Consider the following 26,459-nt stretch of genomic DNA (forward strand, 5'->3'; position numbering starts at 1 on the left):
GTACAACAGCGTTTCGGCGGGGACGGCGAAGGGCGGTGCCTTTCGGCCACCGCCCTTCCTCCGGTCAGGGACGTGTCAGCCGCTCGCCTTCTGGGTGAGGTCGTAGAACGTGGCCGAACCGACCGTGACCTTCTTGAAGGTGGCCTCGACCCAGGAGGTGATCCGGGAAGAGGTGCCGTCGCTGCTGCCGCCCATGCCGCCGCCCGTGCCGCCCGAGGCGATGAAGTAGTGGATCTTTCCGTCCGCCACGTACTTCTTGAACTGGGCCAGGGTCGGGGACGGGTCCGTGCCGTTGAAGCCGCCGATCGCCATCACCGGGTCGCCGGTGGACAGCTGGTAACTCGCCGCGTTCTGGGCACCGATGGCCGCCGCGGCCCAGGTGTACCGGCCGGCGTCGGTCTCCAGCAGCTTCTTGGCCTCGGCGCTGACGTCGGCGCCGTTGAGCAGGCCGCCGACGCCGCCGCCTCCGCCCATGCCGCCCGTACGACCGCCGTCGCCGTTTTCCTGGTTCTGGCCCTGGCCCTGCCCCTGCTGGTTCTGGCCGACTCCGCCCGGGAAGCCGTCCCCGCCGGGGAATCCGTTGCCCTGCCCGCCCCGGGCGTTGCCGTTGCCGTTCTGCTGGTTCTGGCCGCCTCCGCCCGGGAAGCCGCCTCCGCCGGGGCCGCCGCCACCGCCCGGTCCGCCGCGGCCGCCCGCGACCGCCGGGCCCGCCGTGACGATCGAGCCGGTGTGCCCCTCGTTCACCGTGGTGAGGGTGTACGCCGCCGGACCGGCCAGCGCGGCGACGAGGCCGAGCCCGGCCGCTCCCAGGGCCGGCCGGCGTCCCAGCCGGCCGGCGAAGACCAGGCCGAGGGCCGCCGTCAGACCGCCGACCAGGACGAGCCACTTGAGCCAGGGCAGGTAGTCGGAGGAGCGGTTGAGCAGGACGTATCCCCAAGCTGCGGTCGCCGTCATCGCGGCGGCCAGGGTCAGCGACGCCCACGCCTTGTCCCGCTTCTCCCAGAGCAGGGCCGCGCCCATACCGATCAGCGGGGCGATGTAGGGGGCGAGGGCGACCGTGTAGTACTCGTGGAAGATGCCCTGCATGTAGCTGAAGACGAGCATGGTCGTGAGCAGCGCGCCGCCCCACACCAGGAACGCGCCGCGGGTCGCCGAGGTCCGGCGGGCCATGGGGGCCCCCCCGCTCCAGCGAAGTCGAGAGTGGGGGAGCGTAGCGACCAGGCCCGCGACGAGCAGGATCAGCGCGGCCGGGATCAGCCAGGAGATCTGGCCGCCGATGGCGGAGCTGAACATCCGGTCCCAGCCGGTCTCGCCCCAGTTGCCGCCGCCGTTCCCGCCGCCACCACCGCCTCCGACACTGCCGGTCTCGTCGCCGTTGAGGCGGCCCAGGCCGTTGTACCCGAAGGTCAGTTCGAGGAAGCTGTTGTTCTGCGAGCCGCCGACGTACGGGCGGGATGACGCGGGCCAGAGTTCGACGATCGCGACCCACCAGCCGCCGGAGACGACGATCGCGGCGAGCCCCGCGGCGAGCTGGCCGATCCGCTTCTTCACCGGCACGGGGGCGCAGACGCCGTACACCAGAGCGAGCGACGGCAGGACCAGGAAGGCCTGGAGGGTCTTGGCGAGGAAGGCGAAGCCGATCGCGGCACCGGCCCACACCAACCACTTCGTACGGCCGTCCTCCAGGGCGCGGATGACGAACCAGCAGGCCGCCGCCATCAGCAGCGCCAGCATCGCGTCGGGGTTGTTGAAGCGGAACATCAGCGCCGCGACGGGGGTGAGCGCCAGCACGGCGCCCGCGATCAGACCGGCCGCGGGGCTGAACCGGCGGCGCACGGCCGCGTACACGACGGCCACCGTGCCGACCCCCATGAGGACCTCGGGCGCGAGGATCGCCCAGGAACTGAGGCCGAAGAGCCGCACGGAGAGGGCCATCGGCCACAGCGCGGCCGGGGGCTTGTCGACGGTGATGGCGTTCGCCGCGTCCAGCGAGCCGAAGAAGAACGCCTTCCAGGACTGGCTGCCCGCCTGAACGGCCGCGGAATAGAAGGAGTTGGCGTAGCCGGAGGCGCTCAGGTTGCACAGGTAGAGGACGGCCGTCGCCAGCAGCAGGGCGAGGAAGGCCGGGCGGGCCCAGCGGGGGTCCTCGGGCCGGCCGCGCCACAGCCGCTGCGGGAAGGTCCGGCCGGGGTCACCGGCGCGCGGAGCCGGCGCGGCATCCAGAGACGGCTCGGCGTCCGGGGGCCGCGTCCACGTGCCGGGGCTCGTGCCTCTGCCGGTGGTCTCCTGGTCGTGGTGGACGGTCATCGCAAGTCCCTCGCATCGGTGTCGTGCGGGCGTACCGGCAGCAGCTGCACGGTGGCGTCCCGCCAGGAGTCCGCGACGTCACCGGCGCGGCAGGGGGTGGTGTCGCACGAGGGCGCGGCGGCAGGAGCCGGGGCGTCCTCGCGCCGGTCCGGGAACACCCAAGCCCGGAAGAGAAGAAAGCGCAGCACGGTGGCCGCGAGGTTGGCCGCGACGAGGACGGCCAGTTCGGTGGAGTGGGCGGGCTCGGAGGTCGCCGCGTTCAGTGCCGCGAGCGAGCCGCTGGTCAGGGCGAGTCCGATGCCGAAGACCACCAGACCCTGCGCCTGGTGCCGTACGGCCCCGCCCCGCCCGCGCACCCCGAAGGTGAGCCGCCGGTTGGCCGCGGTGTTGGCGACCGCCGAGACCAGCAGGGCGAGGGCGTTGGCGGTCTGGGAGCCGGTGAACACCCGGAAGCCGCTGTAGAGCAGCAGATAGAAGAGGGTGGACAGGACACCGACCACGCAGAACCCGACGAGCTGGCGGGCGAGTCCCGTCGGCACGTCCTCGATGTCCCGGTCACGCGGGTCGTCGCCGAACGGCCGGGCGAGCCGGTCCAGCGGCAGCGAGCCGGTGGCCAGAGCCCTGCCGACCCGCCACACGCCCTTGAGGTCGTCGGTCGCTGTCTTGACGATGTGCACGGTCGAGTCGGGGTCGTCGACCCAGTCGACCGGCACCTCGTGGATCCGCAGCCCCGCGCGCTCGGCGAGCACCAGCATCTCGGTGTCGAAGAACCAGCCGGTGTCCTCGACGAGCGGCAGCAGTATCCGCGCCACGTCCCGGCGGATCGCCTTGAAGCCGCACTGGGCGTCCGAGAACCGCGCCTGGAGCGAGCCGCGCAGGATGAGGTTGTAGGCCCGGCTGATGAACTCCCGCTTGGGTCCGCGCACCACCCGCGAACTGCGGGCCAGCCGGGAGCCGATCGCGAGGTCCGAGTGGCCGGAGATCAGCGGCGCCACCAGCGGGAGCAGGGCGTTGAGGTCGGTGGACAGGTCCACGTCCATGTAGGCGAGGACCGGGGCGTCCGAGGCCGACCAGACGGCCCGCAGGGCCCGGCCGCGCCCCTTCTGCTCCAGGCGGAAGGTGGTCACCTCGGGAATCTGCGCCGCCAGTTGCCGCGCCACCTGCGGGGTGGTGTCCGTGGAGGCGTTGTCCGCGATCGTGATGCGGAACGCGTACGGGAACGTCCGGTCGAGGTGCTCGTGCAGTCTGCGGACGCACGGCTGGAGGTCCTTCTCCTCGTTGTAGACGGGGACCACTACGTCCAGGACAGGCGTACCGGCTGGTGCGGCCGGGAGGTGCTCCCGCGCCGGCAGGGTGCCGGGAGAAGAGTCGGTTCGCATGGAACCGACTTTCGTCAGGCGCCCTGTTGTGCCGATGTGGTGACGCTGTGGCGTGCCTGTGAGTGCTGCTGCCGGCTCATGTCCGGCTGCGGCTGGAGGGGCAGCGCGGGCAGGCGCACCGTGAACACGGTCCGCCCGGGCACGCTGTCGACGGTCACGGCACCGCCGTGCGCGCTCGTGACGGCCCGCACGATGGCGAGGCCCAGACCGGTCGAGCCGGTGGCCCGGGAGCGGGCGGAGTCACCCCGCGCGAACCGCTCGAAGACGTGCGGGAGCAACGCGGCCGGGATCCCCTGCCCGTTGTCCTCGACGTCCACACACAGCCAGGTCCCGCGCCGCTGGACGCGGGCGGTGACGGTCGTGCCGGGCGGTGTGTGGGTGCGGGCGTTGCCGAGCAGGTTGATCAGCACCTGTTGCAGCCGGGCCGCGTCCGCCGACACGAGCGCGGGGTCGTCGGGCAGGTCGAGACGCCAGTTGTGGTCCTGGCCGGCCGCCCGGGCGTCGCTGATGGTGTCCACGACGAGCGGGACGAGGTCGGTCTGCCCGAACTGGAGCGGCCGTCCCGCGTCGAGCCGGGCGAGCAGCAGCAGATCCTCCACGAGGAGGGTCATCCGGCCGGCCTCGGACTCGATCCGGCCCAGCGCGTGCCGGGTGTCGGGCCCGACCTGCTCCCTGCCGCGTCGGGTGAGTTCGGCGTAGCCGCGGATGGAGGCAAGAGGTGTTCTGAGTTCGTGACTGGCGTCGGCGACGAACTGCCTGACGCGCGTCTCGCTCTGCTGCCGTGCGTGCAGCGCCCCGTGGACGTGGTCCAGCATCCGGTTGAGGGCGGCGCCGACCCGGCCGACCTCGGTGTGCGGGTCGGTCTCGGAGTCGGGGACCCGCTCGCTGAGGTTCACCTCGCCGGTGTGCAGGGGCAGTTCGGAGACGCGGGCGGCGGTGGCGGCGACGCGGCGCAGGGGGCGGGTGGCCACGCCGACCAGTACGTGACCGGCGAGACCGGCGGCGGCGAGACCGGCACCCGTGACGCTGAGCTCCACGAGGATGAGGGTGCTGATGGTGTTGTCGACGTCGGCGGTCGGGATGGCGACGTAGTAGCTGCCCTTGTCGCCGCTCTTGAACATGACCCGGTACTCGCCGAGGCCCGGGATGCCGACGGTTCTCGGATCTCCGGGGGACTGCGGCAGCGAGGCGAGCGCGGCGGTCTGGGCGGAGTTCAGCGTCCGGGGGCTCACCTGGTAGTTGTCGTCGGTCACGCCGTACGCGGAGTCCGTGATCCGGCCGCCCTCGACCTTGGCGACGACCGTACCGCCCGGCTGGGGCCCCCGCGTGACGAAGTCGGTGAGGCTCTCCTTCTTCCGCCCGGCGGGCCCGGCGTCCCCGTCCGTGCCCGGTTCCCTGGGCGGGCTCTGCGCGGCCCTGGACGCGGCCGCGCCGAGCTGCCCGTCCAGCTGCTCGTAGAGGTGGGACTTCAGAGCGAGTGTCGTCACGGTCCCGATCACCGCACACACCACCGCGATCAGCACCACGGACGCGACGACGAGCCGTGTCCGCAGCGTGCGCGGCTTGCCTGCCCACCGCCTGCCCTCCCGCTGCTGCGTACCCGGCCGCCGTCGGCCGCTCATGACGCCGCGGGCTTGATCAGGTATCCGGCGCCGCGCCGCGTGTGGATCATCGGCTCGCGCCCGGCGTCGATCTTCCGCCTCAGATAGGAGATGTAGAGCTCGACGACATTGGCCTGGCCGCCGAAGTCGTACGACCACACGCGGTCGAGGATCTGCGCCTTGCTGAGCACGCGCCGCGGATTGCGCATCAGGAACCGCAGCAGCTCGAACTCGGTCGCGGTCAGGTGGATGCCGTCCCCGGCCCGGGTCACCTCGTGGCTGTCCTCGTCGAGGGTGAGGTCGCCGACGACCAGCACGGATTCCGAGCGCCGGTCGGCGGCACCGGAGCGGCGTATCAGCCCGCGCAGCCGCGCGACGACCTCCTCCAGGCTGAACGGCTTGGTGACGTAGTCGTCACCGCCCGCCGTCAGCCCGGCGATCCGGTCCTCGAGGGCGTCCTTCGCGGTAAGGAAGAGCACCGGCACGTCCGGCAGCTCCCGGCGCAACCGCCCGAGCACGGCCAGCCCGTCCATGTCGGGCAGCATCATGTCGAGGACGACGGCGTCGGGCCGGAAGTCGCGGGCGGCCTGTAGCGCGCCCGTGCCGTCACCGGCACTCCTGATCTGCCATCCCTCGTAGCGCAGTGCCATGGACAGCAGCTCGCTGATCGACATCTCGTCGTCGACCACCAGCACGCGGACGGGGCTCCCGTCCGGCCTGAGCAGTTCGGTGCGCCCCTGGGGCGAGGTCGTGGTCATGTGAACACGATGTCGGGGAGCTCTGAGAACACGCTTTCGGCAACCTGTGATTTCTCTGAGAAACACACAGGCGCTTCTCAGGCAATGCCTGGGAAAGCGCCGGGCGGATCAGAACAACCCGTCCTGCACGCCGGCCGCCTCCTTGAACTGCCGGGTCGGCACGGTCAGTTCACCCGCCGCGGCGGGCACCAGCCCCCACCCCGTCATCAACCGTGTGTCCAGCACCACCACCCCGCCCCCGGTGGCCAGATGCAGATCGGGCCCGGCGGCCGCGGCCAGCTCCCCGCCGACCGCACCCCCGGCGACGAGCTCGCTCACCTGCCCGACGGCGACGGGCAGCCCCCCGAGCCCGAACACCCCCACGTGATCGACGACCCGCAGCGGCTCCCGCACGAGGGACTCCGGCCACGCGGGGAGCGTGACCGCCCGCTCGTACAGCTCGGTCACCTCACGGGCCCGGTCGGCGGCGGTCTCCGGCAGCGCGGCCCGGACCGCCCGCTTCTCGGCGTAGGGAATCCGGTCGGGCACCCGCAGGGCGGCCCGCAGCAGCTCCTCCGTACGCCGCGCGGCCATGAGCGGTCCCAGTCCGAGCCAGCTGAAACAGACGGCCCCCTGCTCCAGGAGCCGTGCGGAACCCCGCGCCTGGGCCGTGATCCCGACCTTGACCATGCCGGGTCCGAACCACGCCAGATAGACGTGGTACGGCCGGGGATCGTCGGCGATGGTGTCCGCCGCCACGGAGTGCGCCCGGTCCAGCCGCGCACAGTCCTCGCACCGCGCCCCTGTACTGCGCCCCGGCACGGCCGCACCGACCGGGCACGTGTGCCCCCGCGCCCCCACGCAGGTGCGCACACCCCCCTCCGCGACCCCGAAGGCCACGCGTCTCCCCCGGGTCAGCGCACTGGGCCGGCCGCCGTCCCACACCAGCACGGGACCGTCCGCCGACCACCGCAGCCCCGAGCACTTCCATGCCTGTGTCATCACTGCCGAGAGTAGGGGGCGCCACTGACAACGGGGGCGGGCTGTGAGGGCTCCGACAGGTCGTAGCGGGATCTCCTGGTCGCCCGCCTGGAGTGCCGGCCGGGAGCGCCGGTGGCGAGTGCCGGTCGGGAGCGCGCCGGTGGCGAGTGCCGGCCGGGAGCGCCGGTCGGGAGCACCGGTCAGGAGCACCGGTGGCGAGTGCCGGTCAGGAGCGGCCTCGGCGCACGGCCGGTGGCGAGCACCGGTCAGGAGCGGTCTCGGCGCACGGATTCGACACCGGCGGCGACGGTCTCCGGCTCGCTCTCGCGCTGTGCCGGCATGACCGGCACCACCGCACGCGCGCCACGCCCCCGCCCGGCCAGCCGGCACGCCAGGCACTCCGCGTGCCCGCCCGGCGCCGCCGAGTCCCGCACCCGCCATCCCCATTCCGCCCGGGGCCGCAGGCCGGGCCCCTTCCCCCACCCGGCGAGATGCAGGGCCCAGGTGACGAGCAGGCTCACGACCCCGATCGCCAGACCTCCGGCGATCAGCACGCCCGAGACCGTGATGACCCCGAGCCCCGCCACGGCGGCCCCGACGCTGGCGATGCCGGTTCCGACCCATCCCGCGACCGTGTGCCCGTGGTCATACTGATGTGCACTCACGTGTCACTCCCTCGCGCCCAAGGGCTCCTGTCCGCCGAACCCTTCATCTGCTAAGACTTTTACAGCCCAAACATCTCACGAACTAAGGGATCTGGGAATGCCAGCGAAGCCGCGTCCGGCCGCCACACCCGAGCAGGCGCTCTCGGCGATGGACCAGCTCATCGCGACTCACCTGGTCGGACAGCACGAGATCGCCCAGCAGGTGGGCCTGAGTGTGACCGACCTCACCTGCTTCGCCTATGTGATCGAGGCCGGCGAGAACCTCCCCACGGCCGGGGATCTGGCGGCCCGCGTCCACGTCACCACCGGCGCGGTCACCGGCATCCTCAACCGCCTGGAGCGCGCCGGCTACATCACCCGCCGCCCCGACCCCACCGACCGCCGCCGCATCCGCGTGGCGGCCCAGCCCGACGCGGTCGCCCGCGTCCGAGAGGTCTACGAGCCGTACTACGCCCGTCTCACGCACCTCTTCGCGGACTACTCCCCGGACGAGATCGCGGTCCTGCACGACTGGTTCACCCGCGCCAGCACGCTGGCGGCGAACTACCTGGAGGAGCACTGCCGCCCGGACTGAGCGCGGCAGCGTCGGTCCGGCCGTGGAAGCCGCGGAAAAGCAGTTGGGCCGCAGACGGCCGGGGCGGTAGCTTGCGGAGCACCGTGACACGGTCACGCCAACACGGGCAGGCACAAGGAACTCCCACGGTTCGAGTTCGACAGCGCGGTCCGCTTCCTCCTCCGGCACCTCGACGGGACGGCCACGGCACGGGGCTGATCGCGTAGGGGCGGGCGCCGGATACTCCCGAGCAAGCGACAAGGGCTGAACCGGCGTCCGCCCCGACCGGTCTGCCGGCTTCAGAGGCTGACGGCCTCTACCGCCACTCCAGGACGTCCCCCACGCTCAGCGCCTTGTCCGCGCCCGGTGCAGCGATCTTCTTCGGGGTTGCGCCGGGGGCGATGGCGGAGATGAAGAACTCGAGCCGGGTGCCCTGGAGCGAGGCGAAGATCAGCTGCTTTCCGTCCGGCGAAATGGCCCGCACGGTGTTCTTCCGATCCGTCGCCGGGATGATCGGATCACCCAGGGCAGCCTTCGGGAGGTCCGCCGTGCCGTCGAGCCGAGAAGTGTCCAGCGTCCAGAAGGAGTTCTTCCGCTCCGGGTCTTTGGCCTCGCCGAGTCGGGGGCCGCACAGCACGGTCTCGTCGTCGACCCAGCCGTAGGGGTAGCAGTCGCCCTCGTAGGGAATGCCGGTCGTCTTCACACCGTCGGTCTTGAACAGCGCACTGCGCTGTGGCACGTCGGCCACGGTGAAGCCCTGCCCAGTGATGAAGGTCGTCGCCTTGCGCCCGTCGTGACTGACGCGGACCTCCTTGCCGAAGAGCCCGCGCACCGGGTCCCCCGCGAGCGCAAGGGCGGCCCCGTCCATGTAACTGCCATCACCGCCCGCCTGTTCGGTCACCTCGTGGTCTCCCGCGACGGAGCGGCTGGCGATCCGCACATGATCCGAGGAGTCGGTCTCGGTGAACCAGACAGCACTGCCGTCCTGGGCGAAGACGGCGTTCTCCTCTCCGGGCGCGTCACCGAAGTCCTCGGTCTGTCCACCGGACAGCTTGGTCAGCTTGCCGCTGGTGTCGACGTATCCCACCCCTGTCGCCTCGGTCTCTCGATCGATGAGAACGACGGCCATCCGGGAGAAGTCCTTGTCGAAGAGTTGCCGCAGCCGGGTGGCCGCGACGGCGCGCGGCCCGTCCTCGGACGCACCGGCGACGGGGAAGTTGTCAGCGCACAGCTCCACGAGCGGGGAGGCGACGTCGTCGGCCTCCGCGACCACGGCCTCGGCCGGGACGGTGAAGGTCCGGGAGACGGTCCGTTCCCACGTGGTCGGATCCCAGCCCGTGACCGTCACTCTGGCCGGGTTGCTCGCGGGCACGGAACACGAGGCGGTGACGATCACACCCCTGTCCGGAAAGTCCCCGCTCCCCTGGCCTGCGCTCTTGCTCCCGCCCTGCTGTCCGGCAGGCGCCTGAGTGCCCTTGGCAGTGGGGTCGGCGCCGTCATCGCCCCCGCCACACCCCGCGACGAGCGGAAGCAGCACCGTGGCGACAGCCAACGCAGCCATGCCCCCGCCCCGCCGGCGGCCTCCGTGGCCCTCGATTCTCCCCACGCCCGTGTCCCCCTCGCGATGTCCTGCCCTGCAGCGGCCACGTGATCGTAATGCGAACTGGCGCGAGTCGCGGTGGAGTTGTCGGCCACACGACGCTCGGGGCCGCCGCCGACCGGATGGACTGCCCTGGGATGATCCCAGGGGGCCTTCGAACCTGCGAAGCACGAATCCCATCGAGTCGACCTTCGCCACCGTGCGGCTGCGGACCAAGGTGACCAAGGGTTCCGGCAGCCGGGCCGCCGGGCCGGCCATGGTCTTCAAGCTGGTCGAGCCCGCCCAGGGCCCGCTGGCGGGCCGTGAACGCACCCCACCTCGTCGCTCCGGTCCGTGCCGGGGCCCTCTTCGAACGCGGCCACCTCGCCGAATGCCCCGAGCCCCTCGCGGCGTGAGCAGCCTCAGCCGATCCGCAGAAGCCGGGAGGGTCTCAGGCACTCGTGCGCCGTATGTGCAGGTGGCCATCGCGAGGGAAGGAAGGCGGCGCCGCGGGCAGGACGCTGTCAAAGTCGTACCGGCTCTTCTGCGCAACCCGGCACGATGCCAGGTTGTCCACCTGGTGCAGGAGTTCGAGACGCTCCAGCCCGTCGGCTTCGAAGGTGTCGAAGGCCCAGCTGGTGAGTGCCTCCAGAGCGCGGGGAGCCACTCCCAGCCCGCGAGCGTGCGCCGCGGTCCAGTAGCCCACCTCGGCCGCCGGTTTGCCGTAGGCGACTTCCTTGAGGACCACGTTGCCCAACAACTGTTCGCGAACTGAACCGGGTTGTGCCTCAAGGACGGCGAAGCCGAACCGGTCTCCCGCTGCCCAGCCCAGCTGCTGGGCCTGCACCCACCGTGCCCCGTCAGCATCGTTGTCCACCGCCGAGCTCGCCCACTGACGCAATGCGGGATCCCGGCTCACCTCGACCAATGCGGCAACGTCCTCCATGCGCCAGGGGCGAAGAACGAGAGCGGGAGAGGCCGACGTCGCGGCCACCTGAAGTACGACGGGGGCATTCATAAACCCATCATGTGCGGGGGCGTTTCACCCGACGCCAGCCGCGTCCGGCCCATGCCGCCTTGCGACCGCACCGTCATTGCTGTGTCCGGACGCGCAGAGCCTGGAGAGACCAGTCGAACACTGGAGCCAGACTCTCCGGGGCCGGCCAGCCGTTGACCACTGCGAGCAACTGGAGGTACCGCTCTCTGCGGGGGTCGTTCACGCTCTCCAGCCGAGTCGCCAGCCGGCGGCGAAGCTCGACGTCGTCGGGGCGGCCGAGGAGGTGCGCGTAGTGCGCCGTGAACGCCGCGACGATCGGATCGGCCTGGGGGGAGGCCGGGTCGATGCCGGCGGTCAGGGCGGGGCCGGCCTGGTCACGGACGGCTGCGGTGATGTCGCGGCGCGGGCCCATCTTGCCGCTTCGGGCCTGCTCGACTGCCTGGTCCTCGGCCATCCGCCGCACGGCGGCACGGAAATCCGGATCCAGGGACATTTCGGCCAACTCCACCCACGCCTGGACCTGCTCCGCCTCCGGGTTGTCAGGTAGCTCGGGGGTCATCGAGCGCATGACCCCCGCGAATGCGGGGGCAGCGTCGAGACCGCCGAAGACAGCGTCGAGGAAGTCGCCGATCAGACGTCGGCGTTCGTCCTCGGAGAGCTGGGCCAGCCGGTGCATGAGTTCCGTCTCCTCAGGTGTGGACCCGCGCTCGGCCACCGCCGTCAGCACCGCGCGCCGCAGGCGCAGGACGCGGATCTGCACGGCCAGTGCTTCGGCGTGCGCCGCGGCGACCTCGGGAAGCGAGAGCTCGCGGTCCACGACCTTGCGGATCGTGGGAAGGTCCAGTCCCAGCTCGCGCAGGGTCCGCACGAGGTCCAGGCGTGCGATGGCGTCGATGCTGTAAAGGCGGTAGCCGGCCGGGCTGCGGTCCGTCGGCGCCACGATTCCGCGATCGGAGTAGAACCGAATGGTCTTGACCGTGAGTCCGGTCCGCCGAGCGAGCTCGCCGATCGAGTAGAGCGCGTCGCCGTCCATGCCCCCACCTTCGCGTCTCCCCCTACTGGAGACTCAAGCCCCTTCGCCTGCCAGCAGCCAGCCACTCCTCACCCACAAGTCTTTCTCCAGTTGGGAGCGGGGGCCTCAGTGACACATCTCGTCAGAGTGACGCAAAAGGTGCTGTTCGGTCCTCCACGCGGGAGAAGAGGGCGAAGGGGCCCACCAGCGCTTCATCGACGACTCGGCATCGTCGCCGACATCCCCGACTGAGCTGCACCTTTGACCTCAACCTTGGTTTAGGTACAACACTCGGTGCATGAAGAACGCAAACAGCAGCACCATTCTCTTCCGCAACACCATGCGCATCACCGACGGCCACCTCGATGGCTTCCGGCACGCCATCGCGCAGGCGGTGGCATTCACTCAAGAGCACGGCCCCCAGCTCATGGTGGAGGTCTTCATCGACGAGGAGCGGATGCTGGCGCACAGCTTCCAGCTCTACCGCGACTCCGATGCCATCCGCGCCCACTGGCGGCTGTCGGATCCGTACATCCGCGAGGTGATGGAGCACTGCACCGTGCAGCACTTCGAGATATTCGGTGCACCGGACCACGACATCGTGACGGCCCTCGAGACCCCCGACGGCGAATCCTTCCCCTTCGCCATCTCGCCCCGCCTCGCCGGCTTCAACCGTCTTGAGACGCCTGGCCGGGGCAAATCGCCCTCTTAGAGATCGGTTCATGCACTGCCATGCCGTCAAGACAAAAGCCAGAGGCCCTGTGGATCTCTCCACAGGGCCTCTGGTCTGCTGTGCACTCGGCAGGATTCGAACCTGCAACCTTCTGATCCGTAGTCAGATGCTCTATCCGTTAAGCTACGAGTGCTTGTTCTGTTTTTTCGCCGCTCTCGGGCCTTCCGGCTCGCTCGCGGCGACAGGAAGAACATTACATGACTGCCGCCGCCATGTGAAATCCGTTAGCCGCACCCCTTGTGAGCTGCGGAAACGGCACTTCCGGCGGCTCTCCCGCCCGCTCTTGCGGAGGGCAACGACAGCGAAGCCCCGGTCAGGTGACCGGGGCTTCGTGATCGAGTGCGGAGGCGGAGGGATTTGAACCCTCGATGGGCTTTAAGGCCCAAACCGCATTAGCAGTGCGGCGCCATAGACCGGACTAGGCGACGCCTCCAGCATCACTCCCGCGCGAGCGCGAGCGGTGCGTGCCGATGATGACACAGTCGAGCGTGCTGTCACCAATCGACCCCCACGGTACTAGGCGGGAAGGGCGTGGGGCAAAGGCCTTGTCAGGCCCGTGCGGGCCTCCGCCCGTGGGGCCGCGCGCAACATCCGGGGCCGTGCCGCGTTAGGCAGGGCATGTTGCGTGCCACCCCCCGGGCCACCGCCCGCCCCGTCCTGCGGCGCCTCCTCATCGGTGCCGCCGCCTCCGTCGCCGCCGCCGGGTCGCTGACCGCGGCGCCCCCGGCCGCGTATGCCCAGGCCGCAGGGACCGGACTACTGTCCCCGGCCGGTCCCGGCGGCGGCCCGGACCGCGATCACCTCACCGTCACCGTGCGGAACGCCGGCGGCGGGGCCGACGGAACGTTCGAGCTGTACTGCGGCCCCGACGGCGGCAGCCACCCCGACCCGCGCGGCGCCTGTGACGCCCTGGAGCGGGACACGCGGTGGGGGCAGGACGTCTTCGCCCCCGCGCCGGAGGGCGGCTTCTGCACCATGCAGTACGGCGGCCCCGCCACCGCGCACGTCACCGGCACCTGGGCCGGACGGCCCGTCGACGCCACGTACGACCGCCGTGACGGCTGCCAGATCTCCCGCTGGGACCGGCTCGTGCCGCTTCTGCCGGGCGTGGGGGGCAACCGGGCCGCCAGGGCCTGAGCCGTCCGCCGGCTCCGGTGCGGCAGACTCCGCCGGTTCCGGTGGGGCAGGCCCCGCCGGTTCCGGTGCGGCAGGCCCCGCCGGTTCCGGTGCGGCAGGCCCCGCCGGTGCCGGTGCGGCAGACTCCGCCGGTGCCGGTGCGGCAGGCCCCGCCGGCTCCCGTGCGGCAGAGAGGGCGGGGCGTCCCGGCGCCTCCTTCTGCGCCACTCTCCGCCCTCATCACGCCACTCTGGCCAAAAGGTACAGAAGCACCGTCGTCGTAAAGGTCCCGCGAAGGTCCCGCGACGTCGTCGCAGGAGGGCGGGGGTTTGACGGTTACTCGGTCGTCAGTTCGGGGTCACTTCCTCGTGCGACCTCGCTCTCATCCGGCGTCGCGAGCGCAACCGCAGCCCTTAGACTCCCTCGCGTGACACGCCGCGGGACGGTTGGCAAGATGGCCCGAGCGGTCGGCAAGGTGCGGTAACAGGGAGGAAGCGTCTCGTGAGCAGCAGGCCATCCCGAGGCGCTGCTCGCCTCGCAGCCATACTGGACGCGCTTCCCGACGCGTTGGTGCTGGTCAACGCCAATGGGACGGTCGTCAACGCCAACACCATCGCCTTGGAGGCCTTCGAGACTCCGGGGACCGCTCTGGTGGGGCGCGGGCTGCTCGATCTGCTGCCGCAGTTCGACTCCAAGCTCATCCCCGGCTCCATGCGGCGGCCGGAGCACCTCGATCCGCACGCCCGGACCAAGCCGACCCGGATGATCGCGCGCCGGACCGACGGGACCGAGTTCCCCGTCGAGGTCACCAGTGCGAATCTGGAGAACGGGCAGCAGGCCTACGACGGTTACGGGTACAGCGGTGACGAGCTGCTCATGCTCGTCGTGAGGGACCTGACCGGGACCGTGGACACCGAGGCCGAACTCGCGCGGTCGCAGCGGCAGACCGAGATGATCCTGCGGGCCGCGGCCGAGGGGGTCGTCGGGACCGACACCGACGGGCGGATCGTGCTCGTCAATCCGGCCGCCGCCCAGATACTGGGATTCCGCGCCAGCGATCTCGGCGGGCGCGAACTGCACGACCTCGTGCTGCACTCGCGCGCCGACGGCTCGCCCTTCCCGTACGAGGACTCGCCGCTCGCCGACACCCTGCGCTCCGGGCGCAAACACCGGGTACGCAGCCAGGTGCTGTATGCCAAGGACGGTGGCAAGGTGCCGGTCGACCTGACGACCGCGCCCGTGCGCGACGGCGACCAGCTCGTCGGCGCCGTGATGACCTTCACCGACCGGCGGCCCTACGACGCCGTGGTCGAGGAGAAGGAGGCGGCGGAGAAGCGGCACGCCGAGGAACTGGAGCGGGTCGCCGAGGAGCACGCCTCCGAGCTCACCGCCCTGCGCCAGCAGCACGTCACCGAAGTGGAGGAGCTCACCGAGCGGCACGCCGAGGAGCTCGCCGCGAACGAGGAGCGGTACGCCGCCCTCGGGGAGCGGGAGAAGGACCGGTTCGAGGCGCTCGCCGCCCGGCACGAGCAGTTGCTGACCCTGCTCGGCCGGTCGCTGCGCGGCCCGCTGGACGAGCTGCGCCGCGAGCTGGCCGCGCTGGCCGCCGACGACGCGGGGCAGCTGTGGCCCGAGGCCAACCAGGTGCTGCATCACCTCTCGGCCGGCTACGCGCGCATCACGACACTGATCGACAACGTCCTCGGGTACCAGCGGCTCGACGCCGGTAGCGAGGACGTCGCCCGTACGAAGGTGATGCTGGACGCCGTCGTCGCCGCGGGGGTCGACGGAGCCGTCGAGCTCATCGGGCCCGGGCGGGTGCAGTTCGCCGTTCACGCGCCGCCCATCGAGGCCGAGGTCGATCCCCGGTTGCTCGCGACCGCCCTCGCGCATCTCGTCGCGGACGTGGCGGGGGTCGACGCGACCGGCAACACGCCCGTGTCGGCGGGCGGTTACCTGGACAACACCGTCGTGGTGGCGGCGGCGCAGCGCGGCGAGGTCGTCCGCATCGAGGTGCGCGGGCCGTACGCCGGTGGCGACACCGTGCACGAGCCGATCGTGCGCGGGATCGTCCGGGCCCACGGCGGTGTGCTGCAGACGCACGACGTGCCGGGGATGAGCGGGAGCGCGTACGTCCTGGAGGTGCCGATCGGGGGCGGGGCCGGGGCGGTTGCCGTCCAGCCGGTGGACGAGTCCGCAGCGCTCGCTCTGGTCGATCCCGCTGCCGTCGACCCCGCTGCCGTCGACCCGGCCGGGCAGACGTCCGGTGGGGGGCGGCGCCGGGCGCGGCGGGCCACCACCGACGCGTTCCTGGACGGAGACGTGCCGGGTGGCGAGGGCGAGGCGGCCGGTGGTCCCGGAGCCGACGGGGCCGCGCCCACCGGGCGGCGCAGGCGCCGGGCCGCCGGGGAGCAGGCGGCCCTTCCGGCGCAGGCGTCCGGTGAGGGCGGCGCGTCGGGCGGCACCGGGCGACGGCGGCGCGCGGCGGAGGACGCCGGTGCGGGTGCCGTCGGCAGTGCCGTCCAGGGTGTCGCCGAGGGGGCCGTGATGACGGCCGCCGAGCATGCGGCGGGCGCCGCCGCCTCGAACACGGGGCTGGGCGGGACCGTGCCGCCGCAGGGTGTGCCCGGGCCGTCCGGGCGGCGGGGTCGGCATGAACCCGGTGAGCAGGCCGCGCTGCCGCCGGCGCTGCCCGCGCCGCCGTCCGGTGGCGAGGCCGCCGGTCCGTCCGACGCGGCTCAGGGGCAGGCCCAGCAGCCGACCGGGCGTCGGCGGCGCGCGCTGGCCGCCGCCAACGAGCGGGCGGCGGCAGCTCAGGAGGCGGCCGGGCCGCGTCCGGTGTTCGCGCTGCCGCCGGCCGAGGCCGATCAGGCCCCGGCCCCGGCCCCCGCGCCCGCCCAGCTGGAGGTTCCGGCCGAAGCGGGGCAGCCGGCCGCCGACGGGTCCACGGGAGCTCCGGGTGTCGTGCCCGCTCAGGGCCAGGTGCCGGTTCCGGAGCAGGGTGCCGGGGCGGCCCCCGGTGTGGCCGCCGCCGGTGACGGGGCGGTTGAGGAGGGTCGGCACGACGCCGTCCCGCACGACCAGTCCGCCGATCACACTCCGCCGCAGCCGCATCCCACCAGCGCTCCGACCGGCCGCCGGCGACGGGCCGTCGCCGCGCCGCAGTCGGCCGAGGGGGCCGGAGCACAGGCGCCGGTGAGTGCCGGCCAGGCGGGTCCGGTGCCTGCGGGACCGGTGCCTGCGGGTTCCACAGCTACAAGCCCCGTGCCTACAGGTCCCGTACCTGCCGGTTCCACAGCCACAGGCCCCGTGCCTACAGGTCCCGTACCTGCCGCATCCGTACCCGCCGGGCCTGGCCAGGGCGCTCCCGTCCAGGCCGGCGTCACCGCTTCCCCCGTCGCGCCGGGTACGGCCGTGCCGCCGCAGGGCGTGCCGGTTCCCGCGCAGGGGGATGTCCCCCACGTGAACGCCCCGCACGGCACCCAGCCGCAGGGCGTGTCCGTCCCCGCCCAGGGCGGACTCGGGCAGAGCGTGCAGGCGGCCCTGCCGGGGCAGGCCGTGCAGCTCCCCGCACCGGCCCAGCCGTTGTCGCAGCAGGGAGTCGCCGCCGCACCGGGTCAGCAGCCGTCCGCCGGGCCGCTCCCCGCAGAGGCCGCTCCCGGGCAGGGCACCCCGCCCGAGGGCATGCCCGCCCAGGCAACGGCGGCCCGGCAGCCCGGTGCCCAGCAGCCCGGTGCCCAGTCCTGGCCCGCCGACCACACGTCGGGGGCCGGTGCCGCACACTCCGCGCCCCTGCCCCCGAACGGCACGCCGCCCCGGGCCGCGCAGCAGCACACGCCCGCCCCGGGCACCCCGCTGCCGCCGGAGGGTTCGCCGCGGGCGGCTCAGCCGTTGCCCGCCGAGACCGCCGCGCCGGTCGACCCGAACTCGACGCAAGGGCGGGCGATCAGCGTGCGGACGCTGGGCCAGGGCGTGCCGTTCAACCGGCAGGCGGTCCAGGTCCAGCAGCCTTCGGCCGTAACCGCCCCGCAGTCCGCCCCGCACCCGCAGCAGACGGCGACGCCTCCCCCGCACCAGCCGGGCGGATCGGGACGGCGCCGCAAGCTCGGCACGCCGCCCGACCCGGCGACGCGTACGGACCAGGCGGCACGCCCGGAGCAGGGGCAGCCGCGTCCGGAGCAGCAGGCACCCCGTCCGGAGCAGGCCGCGCGGCCGCATCCGACGGCCGAGCACACGCCGCCGCCGGTCGCCGCGCAGGTCCCCGCCCCGGCCGCCGCCCCCGTGCCGGCGCAGCCGTCCCTCGCCGGTCAGTCGCGCCTGGCGCAGATGACCGAGGGCGGCGGACGGTCGTACGCCATAGGCGCACCTGACGAGAACGCCGCCGAAGGACCGGAGCCGCTGGACGGACCCGGCGGGGCCGTCGAGGTGGCCGATCCGCCGCGGCCGCAGCCGATGGACGACGAACTGCCGCCCGAGCCGCTGGACAACCCGCGGCGGCTGCTGGTGTGGCCGGCGCCCGACATCAGCACCCAGCAGGCGCTGAGCGACCGCGGCTACCGGCCGGTGATCGTGAACTCGCGCGAGGAGGTCGACGCGCAGATCGCGGCCTTCCCCGCGGCGCTGTTCGTCGACCCGCTGACCGGGCCGATCACGCGGACGGCACTGCAGTCGCTGCGGCAGGCCGCCGTGGCCGCGGAGGTGCCCGTGCTCGTCACGGCCGGGCTCGGGCAGGCTTCGCGGGACGCGGCGTACGGCGCCGATCCGGCCGTGCTGCTGAAGGCGCTGGCGCCGCGCGACAGTGAGCAGCACCCGCCGCGGGTCCTGCTGATCGAGGAGCACGCGGAGATCGCGCTGGCGCTGACGGCGACGCTGGAGCGGCGCGGCATGCAGGTCGCGCGGGCCGCGAGTGACGCGGACGCGGTGACGCTGGCGGGGCAGTTCCGGCCGAATCTGGTCGTGATGGACCTGCTGCAGGTGCACCGGCGGCAGGAGGGATACGCCGGGATCATCGACTGGCTGCGGGCGAACGGGCAGCTCAACCGCACCCCGCTCGTGGTGTACACCGCCGCCGTCGACCAGGCGGACCTGCCGCGGCTGGCCTCGGGAGAAACGGTGCTGTTCCTCGCGGAGCGGTCCACCAGCTCCGAGGTGCAGTCCAGGATCGTCGAGCTGCTCAGCCGGATCGGGAACAACTGAGCCTCGGGCCGTAGTCCAACCGGGCCGTCAGCTGAGCACCGAGCCGTAGCCCTACCGGGCCGTCAGCTGAGCACCGAGCCGTAGTCCAACCGGGGCCGTCAGCTGAGCACCGAGCCGTAGTCCTACCGGGCCGTCAGCCGGCGTGCGGCCTCCTTCACCGAGGCCCGCAGGCGGTCCCGTTCGGACTCGCCGTCGCCGACCAGGATGCGCCGCATCTGGGGGACGACGGCGGTCCAGTTGGCCAGGGCGGTCAACAGGAACAGCAGGTCGGCCGCCGGGATCGCGTCGGTGACGGCTCCCCGGGCCTGGCCCTCCCGGAGGGCTGCGACCTTGCGGGCGTAGTGCTCCTGGCGGTCGGACTCGTGAGGCAGCTCGGTGCTGCCGTACTCCAGGCCCTCCCAGAAGAGCAGGCGCAGCAGCTCCGGGTGGGCGGCGTGGTAGTCCATCAGGCGGTCGACCCAGCTCTCGATGTCGTCCGGGTCGACGGGGACGGCCTCGGCGAGATGGAGCATCTTCTTCTCGAGGACGATCGCGAACAGCTCGGCCTTGTTGCCGAAGTAGGCGTAGATGAGCTGCTTGTTGGCCTTCGCCGCGCCGGCGATGCGGTCGATGCGGGCGCCCGCGATGCCGTGCCGGGCGAACTCGGCGACCGCCGCTTCGAAGATGCGGGCCTTGGTGGCCTCGGGGTCCCTTGCTGCCATGGGGAGAGGGTAGCGCGCCGGGTAACCAACTGTTTGGTTGACAGGGCAGGGCGGGGCGGCTCAGACTGTTCTCCCCTCAGCCAACCAACCAGTTAGTTGTTAGAGCCGACTCCAAGGAGTCCCCTCCCATGCCGTCTGCGACCACCACCACAGCCCGTGGCACCGCCGCCCCCGCGCGGCAGGCCCGCACCCCCGCCCCCGGCCTCTTCCTCACGCTGCTCGCCGTGTGCAGTGCGGTCACCGCCGCCAACATCTACCTCGCCGCGCCGCTGCTCCCGCTCATGGCCCGCGACTTCGGCTCGGCGCCCTCGGCCATCGCCTGGATCGCCTCGGTCGCCCAGCTCGGCTACGCGGTCGGGCTGCTGTTCTTCGCCCCGCTCGGCGACCGTGCGAACCGGCGCCGGCTGGTCGCCGGGCTCACGCTCGTCACCGCGCTCGCGCTGGGTGCCAGTGCGGCCGCCCCGGGTGCCGCCGCGCTCGCGGTCGCGATGTTCGTCGCCTCGGCGGCGACCGTGATCCCCCAACTGCTCGTCCCGCTGGTCGCCGAGCGGGCCCCGGCCGAGCGGCGGGCCAGGCATGTCGCGGCGGTCATCGCGGGCCTGTTCACCGGCATCGTCGCGGCCCGGGTCCTGGGCGGGCTGGCCGGGCAGGCGTTCGGCTGGCGGTGGGTGTTCGCGGGTGCGGCCGTTCTCACGCTCGCCCTGGGGCTTGCGACCGCGGTGGTCCTGCCGTCGGGGCGGCGCCGGGAGGGCCCGCTGTTCGCGGGGCTCGTCGCGCTGCCGTCGGTGCTGCGGAGCTCGCCGGAGCTGTGGCGGGCGTGCGTGCGGCAGGCCGGGATGTTCGGAGCGTGGAGCGCGCTGTGGACCTCACTGGCCCTGCTGCTGACCGGGCCGGAATACGGGCTGTCCACCGCGACCGCCGGGCTGTTCGGGCTCTTCGGGCTGACCGCGAGTGCCGTGGCGCCCCTGGCGGGCGGGCTGGTGGACCGGTTCGGGGCGGCGCGGGTCGTGCGCTCCGCGTATCTCATCGCCGCCATTGCGGTGCCGCTGTTCTGGCTGGGCGGGCAGGTGCTGTGGGCACTGTTCGCCGCCGCGGTCGCCGTGCACGCGGCGCTGGTCGCCTCCCACGTCGCCAACCAGACCCTGGCCCTGACCGCGACCTCCGCCCCCGCCACGGCCAACACCGCCTATGTGGTCGCCGGTTTCGCGGGCGGCGCCACCGCATCGGCTCTCGCGGCGGTTGCCTTCAGCCACTTCGGGTGGGGCGGGGTGTGCGTCGTCGCGGGGGTGTGGCTGGTGCTCGGGTGGGGCGTGACCGCCGTACGACGGTGAGGTGCTGCCGTACGGCGGTCCGGGGGCGGGTCAGAGGCTGGTGACGTCCAGCTCCCCCTCCGCGTACTGCCTGCGGAGCACCTTCTTGTCGAACTTGCCCACGCTCGTCTTCGGGACCGCCTCGATGACCGTCCAGCGCTCGGGGAGCTGCCACTTGGCGATCTTGCCCTCGTCGGCGAGGAAGGCGCGCAGGGTCTCGAAGGTGGCGGTGGAGCCCTCCTTGAGGACGACCGTGGCCAGGGGGCGCTCGCCCCACTTGTCGTCGGGGACGGCCACGACGGCCGCCTCGGCGACGTCCGGGTGGGACATCAGCGCGTTCTCCAGCTCCACCGAGGAGATCCACTCGCCGCCGGACTTGATGACGTCCTTGGCCCGGTCGGTGAGGGTGAGGTAGCCGTCGGCGGAGATCGTGCCGACGTCGCCGGTCTTGAGCCAGCCGTCCTCGCTGAACTTGTCGGCGGGGCGCAGGGGTTCGCCGTCGGGCCCGTTGTAGTAGGCACCGGCGATCCAGGGGCCGCGTACCTCCAGCTCACCGGCCGACTCCCCGTCCCAGGGGAGACGTTCGCCCCCGGGGCCGGTCAGGCGGCCCTCGACGCCGGCCGGGAAGCGGCCCTGGGTGAGGCGGTAGGCGAACTCCTCCTCCGTGCCGACCACTCCGGCCGGCGGACGGGCGATCGTGCCCAGCGGGGATGTCTCCGTCATGCCCCAGGCGTGGCAGACCCGCATGCCCAGCTTGTCGAAGGCCTCCATCAGCGAGGGCGGACAGGCGGAGCCGCCGATGGTGACCTGGCCGAGCGAGGAGACGTCCCGGGGGTTCGCGGTCAGCTCGGCGAGCAGGCCCTGCCAGATGGTGGGGACGGCGGCGGCGTGGGTCGGCTTCTCGCTCTCGATCATCGCGGCGAGCGGAGCCGGCTGGAGGAAACGGTCCGGCATCAGCATGTTCACGCCGGTCATGAAGGTCGCGTGCGGCAGGCCCCAGGCGTTCACGTGGAACTGGGGCACCACGACCAGGGAGGTGTCCTCGTCGGTCAGGCCCATCGACTGGGCCATGTTGACCTGCATGGAGTGCAGGTAGACGGAGCGGTGGCTGTAGACCACGCCCTTGGGGTCGCCGGTGGTGCCGGAGGTGTAGCACATGGCGGCGGCCTGGCGTTCGTCCAGCTCGGGCCAGTCGTACGAGGTCGGCTTGCCGGCGATCAGGTCCTCGTACTCGTGGACGCGGACGGACGCGCCGTCGAGGAGGGAGCGGTCTCCGGGGCCCGTGACGACCACGTGCTCGACCGGCTTCAGGTGCGGCAGCAGCGGGGCGAGCAGGGGGAGCAGCGAACCGTTGGCGATGATCACGCGGTCGGCGGCGTGGTTGACGATCCAGGCCAGCTGCTCGGGCGGGAGGCGGAGGTTCAGCGTGTGGAGGACCGCGCCCATGGACGGGATCGCGAAGTAGGCCTCGACGTGTTCCGCGTTGTTCCAGGCGAGGGTCGCGACGCGCTCGTCGCCGGTGACGCCGAGGTCGTCCTTCAGGGCGTGCGCCAGCTGGGCCGCGCGGGCGCCGATCTCCGCGAAGGAGCGGCGGTGCGGCTCGTCCTCTCCGGTCCAGGTGATCACCTGTGATGTCCCGTGGATCGTCGACCCGTGGGTCAGGATCCTTGAGATCAGCAGCGGTACGTCCTGCATGGTGCTCAGCACGGCGTCCTCCCGGGGGCGACTTTGCCTACGCGGTGGTAAAGGTTGCGCTGATTCTGCGCACATACCGCGTGGTATGTCACTAGAGCCGGGTGATCGATCAGATCACGCCATGCCGGAGGGGCAGCTCACAAGCGGGCGGGGCACCGCCTCACTGGCGGACAAGTCCCAGCTCAGCGTCCTCGCGGAGCTTGCCGAGCGCCCGGGAGACGGCCGACTTCACCGTGCCCACCGAAACACCGAGCACCTCGGCCGTCTGGACCTCACTGAGGTCCTCGTAGTACCTGAGGACCAGCATCGCCCGCTGCCGGGAGGGCAGCCGCATGATCGCCCGCCACATCGCGTCGCGCAGCGCCTGCTGCTCGGCCGGGTCGTCACCGCCGGGCACCGGGTCCGGCTCGGGCAGCTCGTCGCAGGCGAACTCGTCGACCTTGCGCTTGCGCCACTGCGAGGTGCGGGTGTTCAGCAGCGCCCGGCGCACATAGCCGTCGAGGGCGCGGTGGTCCTCGATGCGCTCCCAGGCGACGTACGTCTTGGCGAGGGCGGTCTGCAGCAGGTCCTCCGCGTCACTCGGGTTGCCGGTGAGCGAGCGGGCGGTACGCAGCAGCACCGGCTGGCGGGCCCTGACGTACGACGAGAACGACGGGTACGGAAGGGTCTGCGCCGCTGGTCCGGCCGCCTTCGAAGCGCTCGTGCAGACGAGTGTGGTCATGGCTCAACGCTATGAGCGAGGGCCCGTCGAGCGGATCGGCCGCAGGTCCCGAAGCGGGGTCCCCCTCAGGTTGTAGGGGCAGGGCCCGCTGCACCTCCTGTAGGTGGAGCGGCGGGCCCGGGGTACTGCGGGTTCACCCCTGGGGGGCGGCGGTCAGTACGAGTCCCGACGTGGGCACGCCCGTCCCCGCCGTCACCAGGACCCGCTGTGCCCCGGGCACCTGGTTCACCGCCGTGCCCCTGATCTGCCGGACGGCCTCCGCGATGCCGTTCATGCCGTGCAGGTACGCCTCCCCCAGCTGCCCGCCGTGCGTGTTGAGCGGCAGGTGCTCCCCGGCCACGAAGTCCGCCGCCTCTCCGGGGCCGCAGAAGCCGAACTCCTCCAGCTGTGTCAGCACGAACGGCGTGAAGTGGTCGTAGAGGATCCCCACGTCGATGTCGGCGGGCGCGAGCCCCGAGGCGCGCCACAGCTGCCGGGCGACCACCGCGGCCTCGGGCAGACCGGTCAGGTCGCCGCGGTAGAAGCCGGTCATCTGCTCCTGGGCGCGTCCGGCGCCCTGGGCTGCGGCGGCGATCACGGCGGGCGGGTGGGGCAGGTCGCGGGCCCGTTCGACGGACGTGATGACCAGGGCCTGGCCGCCGTCCGTCTCCTGGCAGCAGTCGAGCAGCCGCAGCGGTTCGACGATCCAGCGCGAGGCGGCGTGATCGGCCAGGGTGATGGGCCGGCCGTGGAAGTGGGCCGCCGGGTTGGTCGCCGCGTACTTCCGCCCGACGACCGCCACGTGCCCGAACGCCTCCGGGGTCAGCCCGTAGGTGTGGAGATAGCGCCGGGCCGCCATCGCCACCCACGAGGCCGGGGTGAGCAGGCCGAACGGCAGGGACCAGCCGAGGGCCGCGCCCTCCGCCGTCGGCTCCCGGTGCCGCACCCCGGAGCCGAAGCGGCGGCCCGAGCGCTCGTTGAAGGCGCGGTAGCAGACGACCACGTCCGCCACACCCGCGGCGATCGCCAGGGCGGCCTGCTGGACGGTGGCGCAGGCCGCGCCGCCGCCGTAGTGGACGCGGGAGAAGAAGGACAGCTCCCCGACGCCCGCCGCCTGGGCGACGGTGATCTCGGGGCTGGTGTCCATCGTGAAGGTGACCATCCCGTCGACGTCGGCCGGGGTCAGCCCGGCGTCCGCCAGGGCCGCCCGCACCGCCTCCACGGCGAGGCGCAGTTCGCTGCGGCCCGAGTCCTTGGTGAAGGCGGTGGCCCCCACACCGACGACGGCCGCGCGCCCGCCGAGACCGTCCCGCCCTCGCGGACTCATGCCGGGATCCTCACCGTCACCGTGCCCGTGACGTGCTTGCCGATGCCGTTCGCGCCGACGACCCGGACGGTCACCGTGTCGCCGTCGACCTCCTCGACCGTGCCCGTGAGCACCATCGTGTCGCCGGGGTGGTTGGGCGCGCCCAGCCGGATGGCGACCCGGCGCAGCTCCGCACGCGGGCCGAAGTGGTCGGTGATGTAGCGGCCGACCAGGCCGTTGGTCGTCAGGATGTTCATGAAGATGTCCGGGGAGCCCTTGCGCCGGGCGAGCTCCGGGTCGTGGTGGACGTCCTGGTAGTCCCGGGAGGCGATCGCCCCGGCGACGATCAGGGTCCGGGTCACGGGGATCTCCAGGGGCGGGAGGCGGTCTCCGGCCTTCACGGGCCCACCCCCTGGAACACCGGCAGTTCCAGCTCCTCGTCGTACCGCCGGAACTCCAGCCGCACCGGCATGCCGATCCGCACCTCGTCGTACGGCACTCCGACCACGTTGCTGACGATCCGCACGCCCTCCGCGAGTTCGATGAGGCCGACCGCGTAGGGCGGTTCGAAGGCCGGGAAGGGCGGGTGGTGCATGACGACGTACGAGTAGACCGTGCCCTCGCCGGTCGCCGCCACGGTGTCCCAGTCCGGGGAGCCGCACGCGTTGCACCCCGGCAGCCAGGGGAAGCGCAGGATGCGGCAGGCGGCGCAGCGCTGGATGAGCAGTTCGTGGCGGGCGACGCCCTCCCAGAAGCCGGCGTTGTCGCGGTTGACGACCGGGCGGGGGCGGCGTTCCACCGGTTTCGAAGGCCGGTGTGCGGGGGCGTACTTGAGGATGCGGAAGCGGTGGGTGCCGGCGAGTTCGCCCCCGGCCCGGACGTCCGTGCGGGTGGTGACGAAGTAGCCGGTGCCGAGTTTCGTGGTCTTTCGGCCGGACACCGACTCGATCACGGAGTCGAAGGTGACCCGGTCGCCCGGGCGCAGCGGGCGCAGGTACTCCTGTTCGCAGTCGGTGGCGACGACCGCGTCGTGGCCCGAGGCGTCGAGCAGCGTGAGGAGTTCGTCGTAGGCGGCCGTGCGCTCCGGGCGGCGGGTCAGCCCGGCCATGGTCCATGCCTGGAGCATGGTGGGCGGGGCGATGGCGTCCGGTCCCGTGTACGCGGGGCTGGTGTCGCCCATGGCCTCGCACCAGTGCCTGATCATCGGCTCGTTGACGAGGTCGCGGCCGACCCCGGTGGCGGCGGCCGGGAGGCCCTCGTAGGCCTTCAGGCGCGCCTCGAACTCCACGTGGACCTCCGGCTCACCACTCACGGTTTCTGACTGTCCGTCAGATTCGATACGCCGTCAAGGCCTCGCAGACGCGAGAACGCCTGCGCGGCGGTACCGGAGTACCGCCGCTCAGACGTTGTGACCCCATGAAGCACACCCCCACGGCACCCGGGCCGGTGCCGCCGCACCGGCCCGCTCAGTTCACCACCACAGCGGGGCGAAGCTGATGGCGGTGTTGGCGTTGCCCTGGTTGACGGCCGTGAACTCCGAGCCGTTGACCTGCGCGGTATTGCTCTGATTCGAGGCGCCGTCACCGACGGCCTGCTGCTGGGTGGTGGCCGCGTTGCCGAAGTTGTCGCCGCCGACGCCGCTGCCGAGGATGCCCTGCTCGGCCTCCGTGACGGACGCGATGGATCCGTTGTCCGCGAAGGCGCCGTTGTCCGCCGTCGCGACGCCGGTGAAGAGGGCGGCGGCGAGCGGAAGGGCGGAGGCGGCTGCGATGACGCGGGCGGTACGGATGCTTGCCATGTTCTTGTCCCTCCAGGACTTTTCGGAACCGAGGACGCACCGGCTCATGGCCGTCTCGTGCGTGAACCACTGCTGTCACCGGGGAAGTTGGCC

General features: G+C 72.4%; 21 protein-coding genes, 2 tRNA genes and 1 pseudogene. 6 read left to right on the forward strand and 18 right to left on the reverse strand.

The features are described from left to right. Nucleotides 1-75 precede the first annotated feature (75 nt). From A4E84_RS19450 to A4E84_RS19475, 6 genes are all read right to left on the reverse strand, one after another. A complete protein-coding gene (locus tag A4E84_RS19450) occupies nucleotides 76-2,307 on the reverse strand; it encodes a glycosyltransferase family 39 protein (protein ID WP_062927802.1) in 2,232 nt (743 codons plus the stop codon). After that, on the reverse strand, nucleotides 2,304-3,686 hold the full coding sequence (locus tag A4E84_RS19455; protein WP_062927803.1) for a bifunctional glycosyltransferase family 2/GtrA family protein: 1,383 nt from the start codon (nucleotides 3,684-3,686) through the stop codon (nucleotides 2,304-2,306). The genes A4E84_RS19450 and A4E84_RS19455 overlap by 4 nt, the downstream gene beginning before the upstream one ends. Before the next feature lie 14 nt (nucleotides 3,687-3,700). Next, nucleotides 3,701-5,308, reverse strand: a complete 1,608-nt coding sequence (locus A4E84_RS19460; protein ID WP_062927804.1) for a sensor histidine kinase — start codon at nucleotides 5,306-5,308, stop codon at nucleotides 3,701-3,703. After that, the gene (locus A4E84_RS19465) at nucleotides 5,305-6,045 is read right to left on the reverse strand and encodes a response regulator transcription factor (protein WP_062927805.1); all 741 of its coding nucleotides are present in this window, start codon (nucleotides 6,043-6,045) and stop codon (nucleotides 5,305-5,307) included. Before A4E84_RS19465 ends, A4E84_RS19460 begins: the two co-directional genes overlap by 4 nt. A 108-nt stretch (nucleotides 6,046-6,153) precedes the next feature. Next, nucleotides 6,154-7,026, reverse strand: a complete 873-nt coding sequence (locus A4E84_RS19470) for a DUF2797 domain-containing protein (protein WP_079129020.1) — start codon at nucleotides 7,024-7,026, stop codon at nucleotides 6,154-6,156. Nucleotides 7,027-7,271: 245 nt separating this feature from the next. After that, nucleotides 7,272-7,670 carry an HGxxPAAW family protein gene (locus tag A4E84_RS19475; protein WP_062927807.1) on the reverse strand — a complete coding sequence of 133 codons (399 nt, stop codon included), beginning with the start codon at nucleotides 7,668-7,670 and terminating at the stop codon, nucleotides 7,272-7,274. A 97-nt stretch (nucleotides 7,671-7,767) separates the two neighbouring features. Here A4E84_RS19475 and A4E84_RS19480 point away from each other — a divergent pair, with 97 nt between their 5' ends. Next, the gene (locus A4E84_RS19480; protein WP_062927808.1) at nucleotides 7,768-8,244 is read left to right on the forward strand and encodes a MarR family winged helix-turn-helix transcriptional regulator; all 477 of its coding nucleotides are present in this window, start codon (nucleotides 7,768-7,770) and stop codon (nucleotides 8,242-8,244) included. 295 nt (nucleotides 8,245-8,539) lie between these two features. Here A4E84_RS19480 and A4E84_RS19485 read toward each other — a convergent pair whose 3' ends face one another. After that, nucleotides 8,540-9,784 (reverse strand): hypothetical protein, encoded by a 1,245-nt coding sequence (locus tag A4E84_RS19485; protein ID WP_159029595.1) that lies wholly within the window; start codon nucleotides 9,782-9,784, stop codon nucleotides 8,540-8,542. 196 nt (nucleotides 9,785-9,980) lie between these two features. Between A4E84_RS19485 and A4E84_RS40860 the strand changes: the two are divergent. Then, nucleotides 9,981-10,218: pseudogene (locus A4E84_RS40860) on the forward strand (IS256 family transposase); the annotation flags it as partial. 35 nt (nucleotides 10,219-10,253) lie between these two features. Here the strand turns inward: A4E84_RS40860 and A4E84_RS19490 are convergent. Next, nucleotides 10,254-10,748, reverse strand: a complete 495-nt coding sequence (locus tag A4E84_RS19490) for a GNAT family N-acetyltransferase (RefSeq protein ID WP_062931522.1) — start codon at nucleotides 10,746-10,748, stop codon at nucleotides 10,254-10,256. A 145-nt stretch (nucleotides 10,749-10,893) separates the two neighbouring features. Then, nucleotides 10,894-11,832 (reverse strand): MerR family transcriptional regulator, encoded by a 939-nt coding sequence (locus tag A4E84_RS19495; RefSeq protein ID WP_062927810.1) that lies wholly within the window; start codon nucleotides 11,830-11,832, stop codon nucleotides 10,894-10,896. 277 nt (nucleotides 11,833-12,109) lie between these two features. On the opposite strand from A4E84_RS19495, the gene A4E84_RS19500 reads away from it, so the two are divergent. Further along, nucleotides 12,110-12,523, forward strand: a complete 414-nt coding sequence (locus A4E84_RS19500) for a hypothetical protein (RefSeq protein ID WP_062927811.1) — start codon at nucleotides 12,110-12,112, stop codon at nucleotides 12,521-12,523. 81 nt (nucleotides 12,524-12,604) lie between these two features. On the opposite strand, the gene A4E84_RS19505 is transcribed toward A4E84_RS19500, so the two are convergent. Both A4E84_RS19505 and A4E84_RS19510 read right to left on the reverse strand, forming a co-directional pair. Further along, nucleotides 12,605-12,677 (reverse strand) — tRNA-Arg (locus A4E84_RS19505). 209 nt (nucleotides 12,678-12,886) lie between these two features. Beyond that, nucleotides 12,887-12,977, reverse strand: a tRNA-Ser gene (locus A4E84_RS19510). 185 nt (nucleotides 12,978-13,162) lie between these two features. Here A4E84_RS19510 and A4E84_RS43835 point away from each other — a divergent pair. After that, nucleotides 13,163-13,681 (forward strand): SSI family serine proteinase inhibitor, encoded by a 519-nt coding sequence (locus A4E84_RS43835; protein WP_062927812.1) that lies wholly within the window; start codon nucleotides 13,163-13,165, stop codon nucleotides 13,679-13,681. Nucleotides 13,682-14,161: 480 nt separating this feature from the next. Next, nucleotides 14,162-18,856, forward strand: a complete 4,695-nt coding sequence (locus A4E84_RS19520) for a hybrid sensor histidine kinase/response regulator (protein ID WP_079129022.1) — start codon at nucleotides 14,162-14,164, stop codon at nucleotides 18,854-18,856. Between the two features lie 122 nt (nucleotides 18,857-18,978). Here A4E84_RS19520 and A4E84_RS19525 read toward each other — a convergent pair whose 3' ends face one another. Continuing rightward, nucleotides 18,979-19,557 carry a TetR/AcrR family transcriptional regulator gene (locus A4E84_RS19525; RefSeq protein ID WP_062927813.1) on the reverse strand — a complete coding sequence of 193 codons (579 nt, stop codon included), beginning with the start codon at nucleotides 19,555-19,557 and terminating at the stop codon, nucleotides 18,979-18,981. Between the two features lie 128 nt (nucleotides 19,558-19,685). Between A4E84_RS19525 and A4E84_RS19530 the strand changes: the two genes are divergently transcribed. Next, a complete protein-coding gene (locus A4E84_RS19530; RefSeq protein WP_062927814.1) occupies nucleotides 19,686-20,888 on the forward strand; it encodes an MFS transporter in 1,203 nt (400 codons plus the stop codon). A 30-nt stretch (nucleotides 20,889-20,918) separates the two neighbouring features. On the opposite strand, the gene A4E84_RS19535 is transcribed toward A4E84_RS19530, so the two are convergent. From A4E84_RS19535 to A4E84_RS19560, 6 genes are all read right to left on the reverse strand, one after another. Further along, nucleotides 20,919-22,562 carry a long-chain fatty acid--CoA ligase gene (locus A4E84_RS19535; protein ID WP_062931524.1) on the reverse strand — a complete coding sequence of 548 codons (1,644 nt, stop codon included), beginning with the start codon at nucleotides 22,560-22,562 and terminating at the stop codon, nucleotides 20,919-20,921. A 160-nt stretch (nucleotides 22,563-22,722) separates the two neighbouring features. Further along, nucleotides 22,723-23,283 (reverse strand): SigE family RNA polymerase sigma factor, encoded by a 561-nt coding sequence (locus A4E84_RS19540; RefSeq protein WP_062927815.1) that lies wholly within the window; start codon nucleotides 23,281-23,283, stop codon nucleotides 22,723-22,725. Between the two features lie 133 nt (nucleotides 23,284-23,416). Further along, nucleotides 23,417-24,589: a lipid-transfer protein gene (locus tag A4E84_RS19545; protein WP_062927816.1), complete on the reverse strand. Its 1,173-nt coding sequence runs from the start codon at nucleotides 24,587-24,589 to the stop codon at nucleotides 23,417-23,419. After that, nucleotides 24,586-24,969: a MaoC family dehydratase gene (locus A4E84_RS19550; RefSeq protein WP_062927817.1), complete on the reverse strand. Its 384-nt coding sequence runs from the start codon at nucleotides 24,967-24,969 to the stop codon at nucleotides 24,586-24,588. Before A4E84_RS19550 ends, A4E84_RS19545 begins: the two co-directional genes overlap by 4 nt. After that, complete coding sequence (locus A4E84_RS19555) at nucleotides 24,966-25,880, reverse strand: bifunctional MaoC family dehydratase N-terminal/OB-fold nucleic acid binding domain-containing protein (RefSeq protein ID WP_062927818.1); 915 nt, start codon at nucleotides 25,878-25,880, stop codon at nucleotides 24,966-24,968. Before A4E84_RS19555 ends, A4E84_RS19550 begins: the two co-directional genes overlap by 4 nt. Before the next feature lie 159 nt (nucleotides 25,881-26,039). Then, the gene (locus A4E84_RS19560; RefSeq protein WP_062931525.1) at nucleotides 26,040-26,366 is read right to left on the reverse strand and encodes a hypothetical protein; all 327 of its coding nucleotides are present in this window, start codon (nucleotides 26,364-26,366) and stop codon (nucleotides 26,040-26,042) included. Between the last annotated feature and the right edge of the window lie 93 nt (nucleotides 26,367-26,459).

The sequence above is a fragment of the Streptomyces qaidamensis genome, assembly GCF_001611795.1.
GTDB lineage: Bacteria > Actinomycetota > Actinomycetes > Streptomycetales > Streptomycetaceae > Streptomyces > Streptomyces qaidamensis.

Coding starts and splice junctions, on each gene's coding strand:
- A4E84_RS19450 (WP_062927802.1), bottom strand. CDS start 2,307: ATGACCGTCCACCACGACCAGGAGACCACCGGCAGAGGCACGAGCCCC.
- A4E84_RS19560 (WP_062931525.1), bottom strand. CDS start 26,366: ATGGCAAGCATCCGTACCGCCCGCGTCATCGCAGCCGCCTCCGCCCTT.
- A4E84_RS19525 (WP_062927813.1), bottom strand. CDS start 19,557: ATGGCAGCAAGGGACCCCGAGGCCACCAAGGCCCGCATCTTCGAAGCG.
- A4E84_RS19540 (WP_062927815.1), bottom strand. CDS start 23,283: ATGACCACACTCGTCTGCACGAGCGCTTCGAAGGCGGCCGGACCAGCG.
- A4E84_RS19535 (WP_062931524.1), bottom strand. CDS start 22,562: ATGCAGGACGTACCGCTGCTGATCTCAAGGATCCTGACCCACGGGTCG.
- A4E84_RS19500 (WP_062927811.1), top strand. CDS start 12,110: ATGAAGAACGCAAACAGCAGCACCATTCTCTTCCGCAACACCATGCGC.
- A4E84_RS19485 (WP_159029595.1), bottom strand. CDS start 9,784: ATGGCTGCGTTGGCTGTCGCCACGGTGCTGCTTCCGCTCGTCGCGGGG.
- A4E84_RS19545 (WP_062927816.1), bottom strand. CDS start 24,589: ATGAGTCCGCGAGGGCGGGACGGTCTCGGCGGGCGCGCGGCCGTCGTC.
- A4E84_RS43835 (WP_062927812.1), top strand. CDS start 13,163: ATGTTGCGTGCCACCCCCCGGGCCACCGCCCGCCCCGTCCTGCGGCGC.
- A4E84_RS19480 (WP_062927808.1), top strand. CDS start 7,768: ATGCCAGCGAAGCCGCGTCCGGCCGCCACACCCGAGCAGGCGCTCTCG.
- A4E84_RS19470 (WP_079129020.1), bottom strand. CDS start 7,026: ATGACACAGGCATGGAAGTGCTCGGGGCTGCGGTGGTCGGCGGACGGT.
- A4E84_RS19455 (WP_062927803.1), bottom strand. CDS start 3,686: ATGCGAACCGACTCTTCTCCCGGCACCCTGCCGGCGCGGGAGCACCTC.
- A4E84_RS19460 (WP_062927804.1), bottom strand. CDS start 5,308: ATGAGCGGCCGACGGCGGCCGGGTACGCAGCAGCGGGAGGGCAGGCGG.
- A4E84_RS19530 (WP_062927814.1), top strand. CDS start 19,686: ATGCCGTCTGCGACCACCACCACAGCCCGTGGCACCGCCGCCCCCGCG.
- A4E84_RS19495 (WP_062927810.1), bottom strand. CDS start 11,832: ATGGACGGCGACGCGCTCTACTCGATCGGCGAGCTCGCTCGGCGGACC.
- A4E84_RS19490 (WP_062931522.1), bottom strand. CDS start 10,748: ATGGAGGACGTTGCCGCATTGGTCGAGGTGAGCCGGGATCCCGCATTG.
- A4E84_RS19465 (WP_062927805.1), bottom strand. CDS start 6,045: ATGACCACGACCTCGCCCCAGGGGCGCACCGAACTGCTCAGGCCGGAC.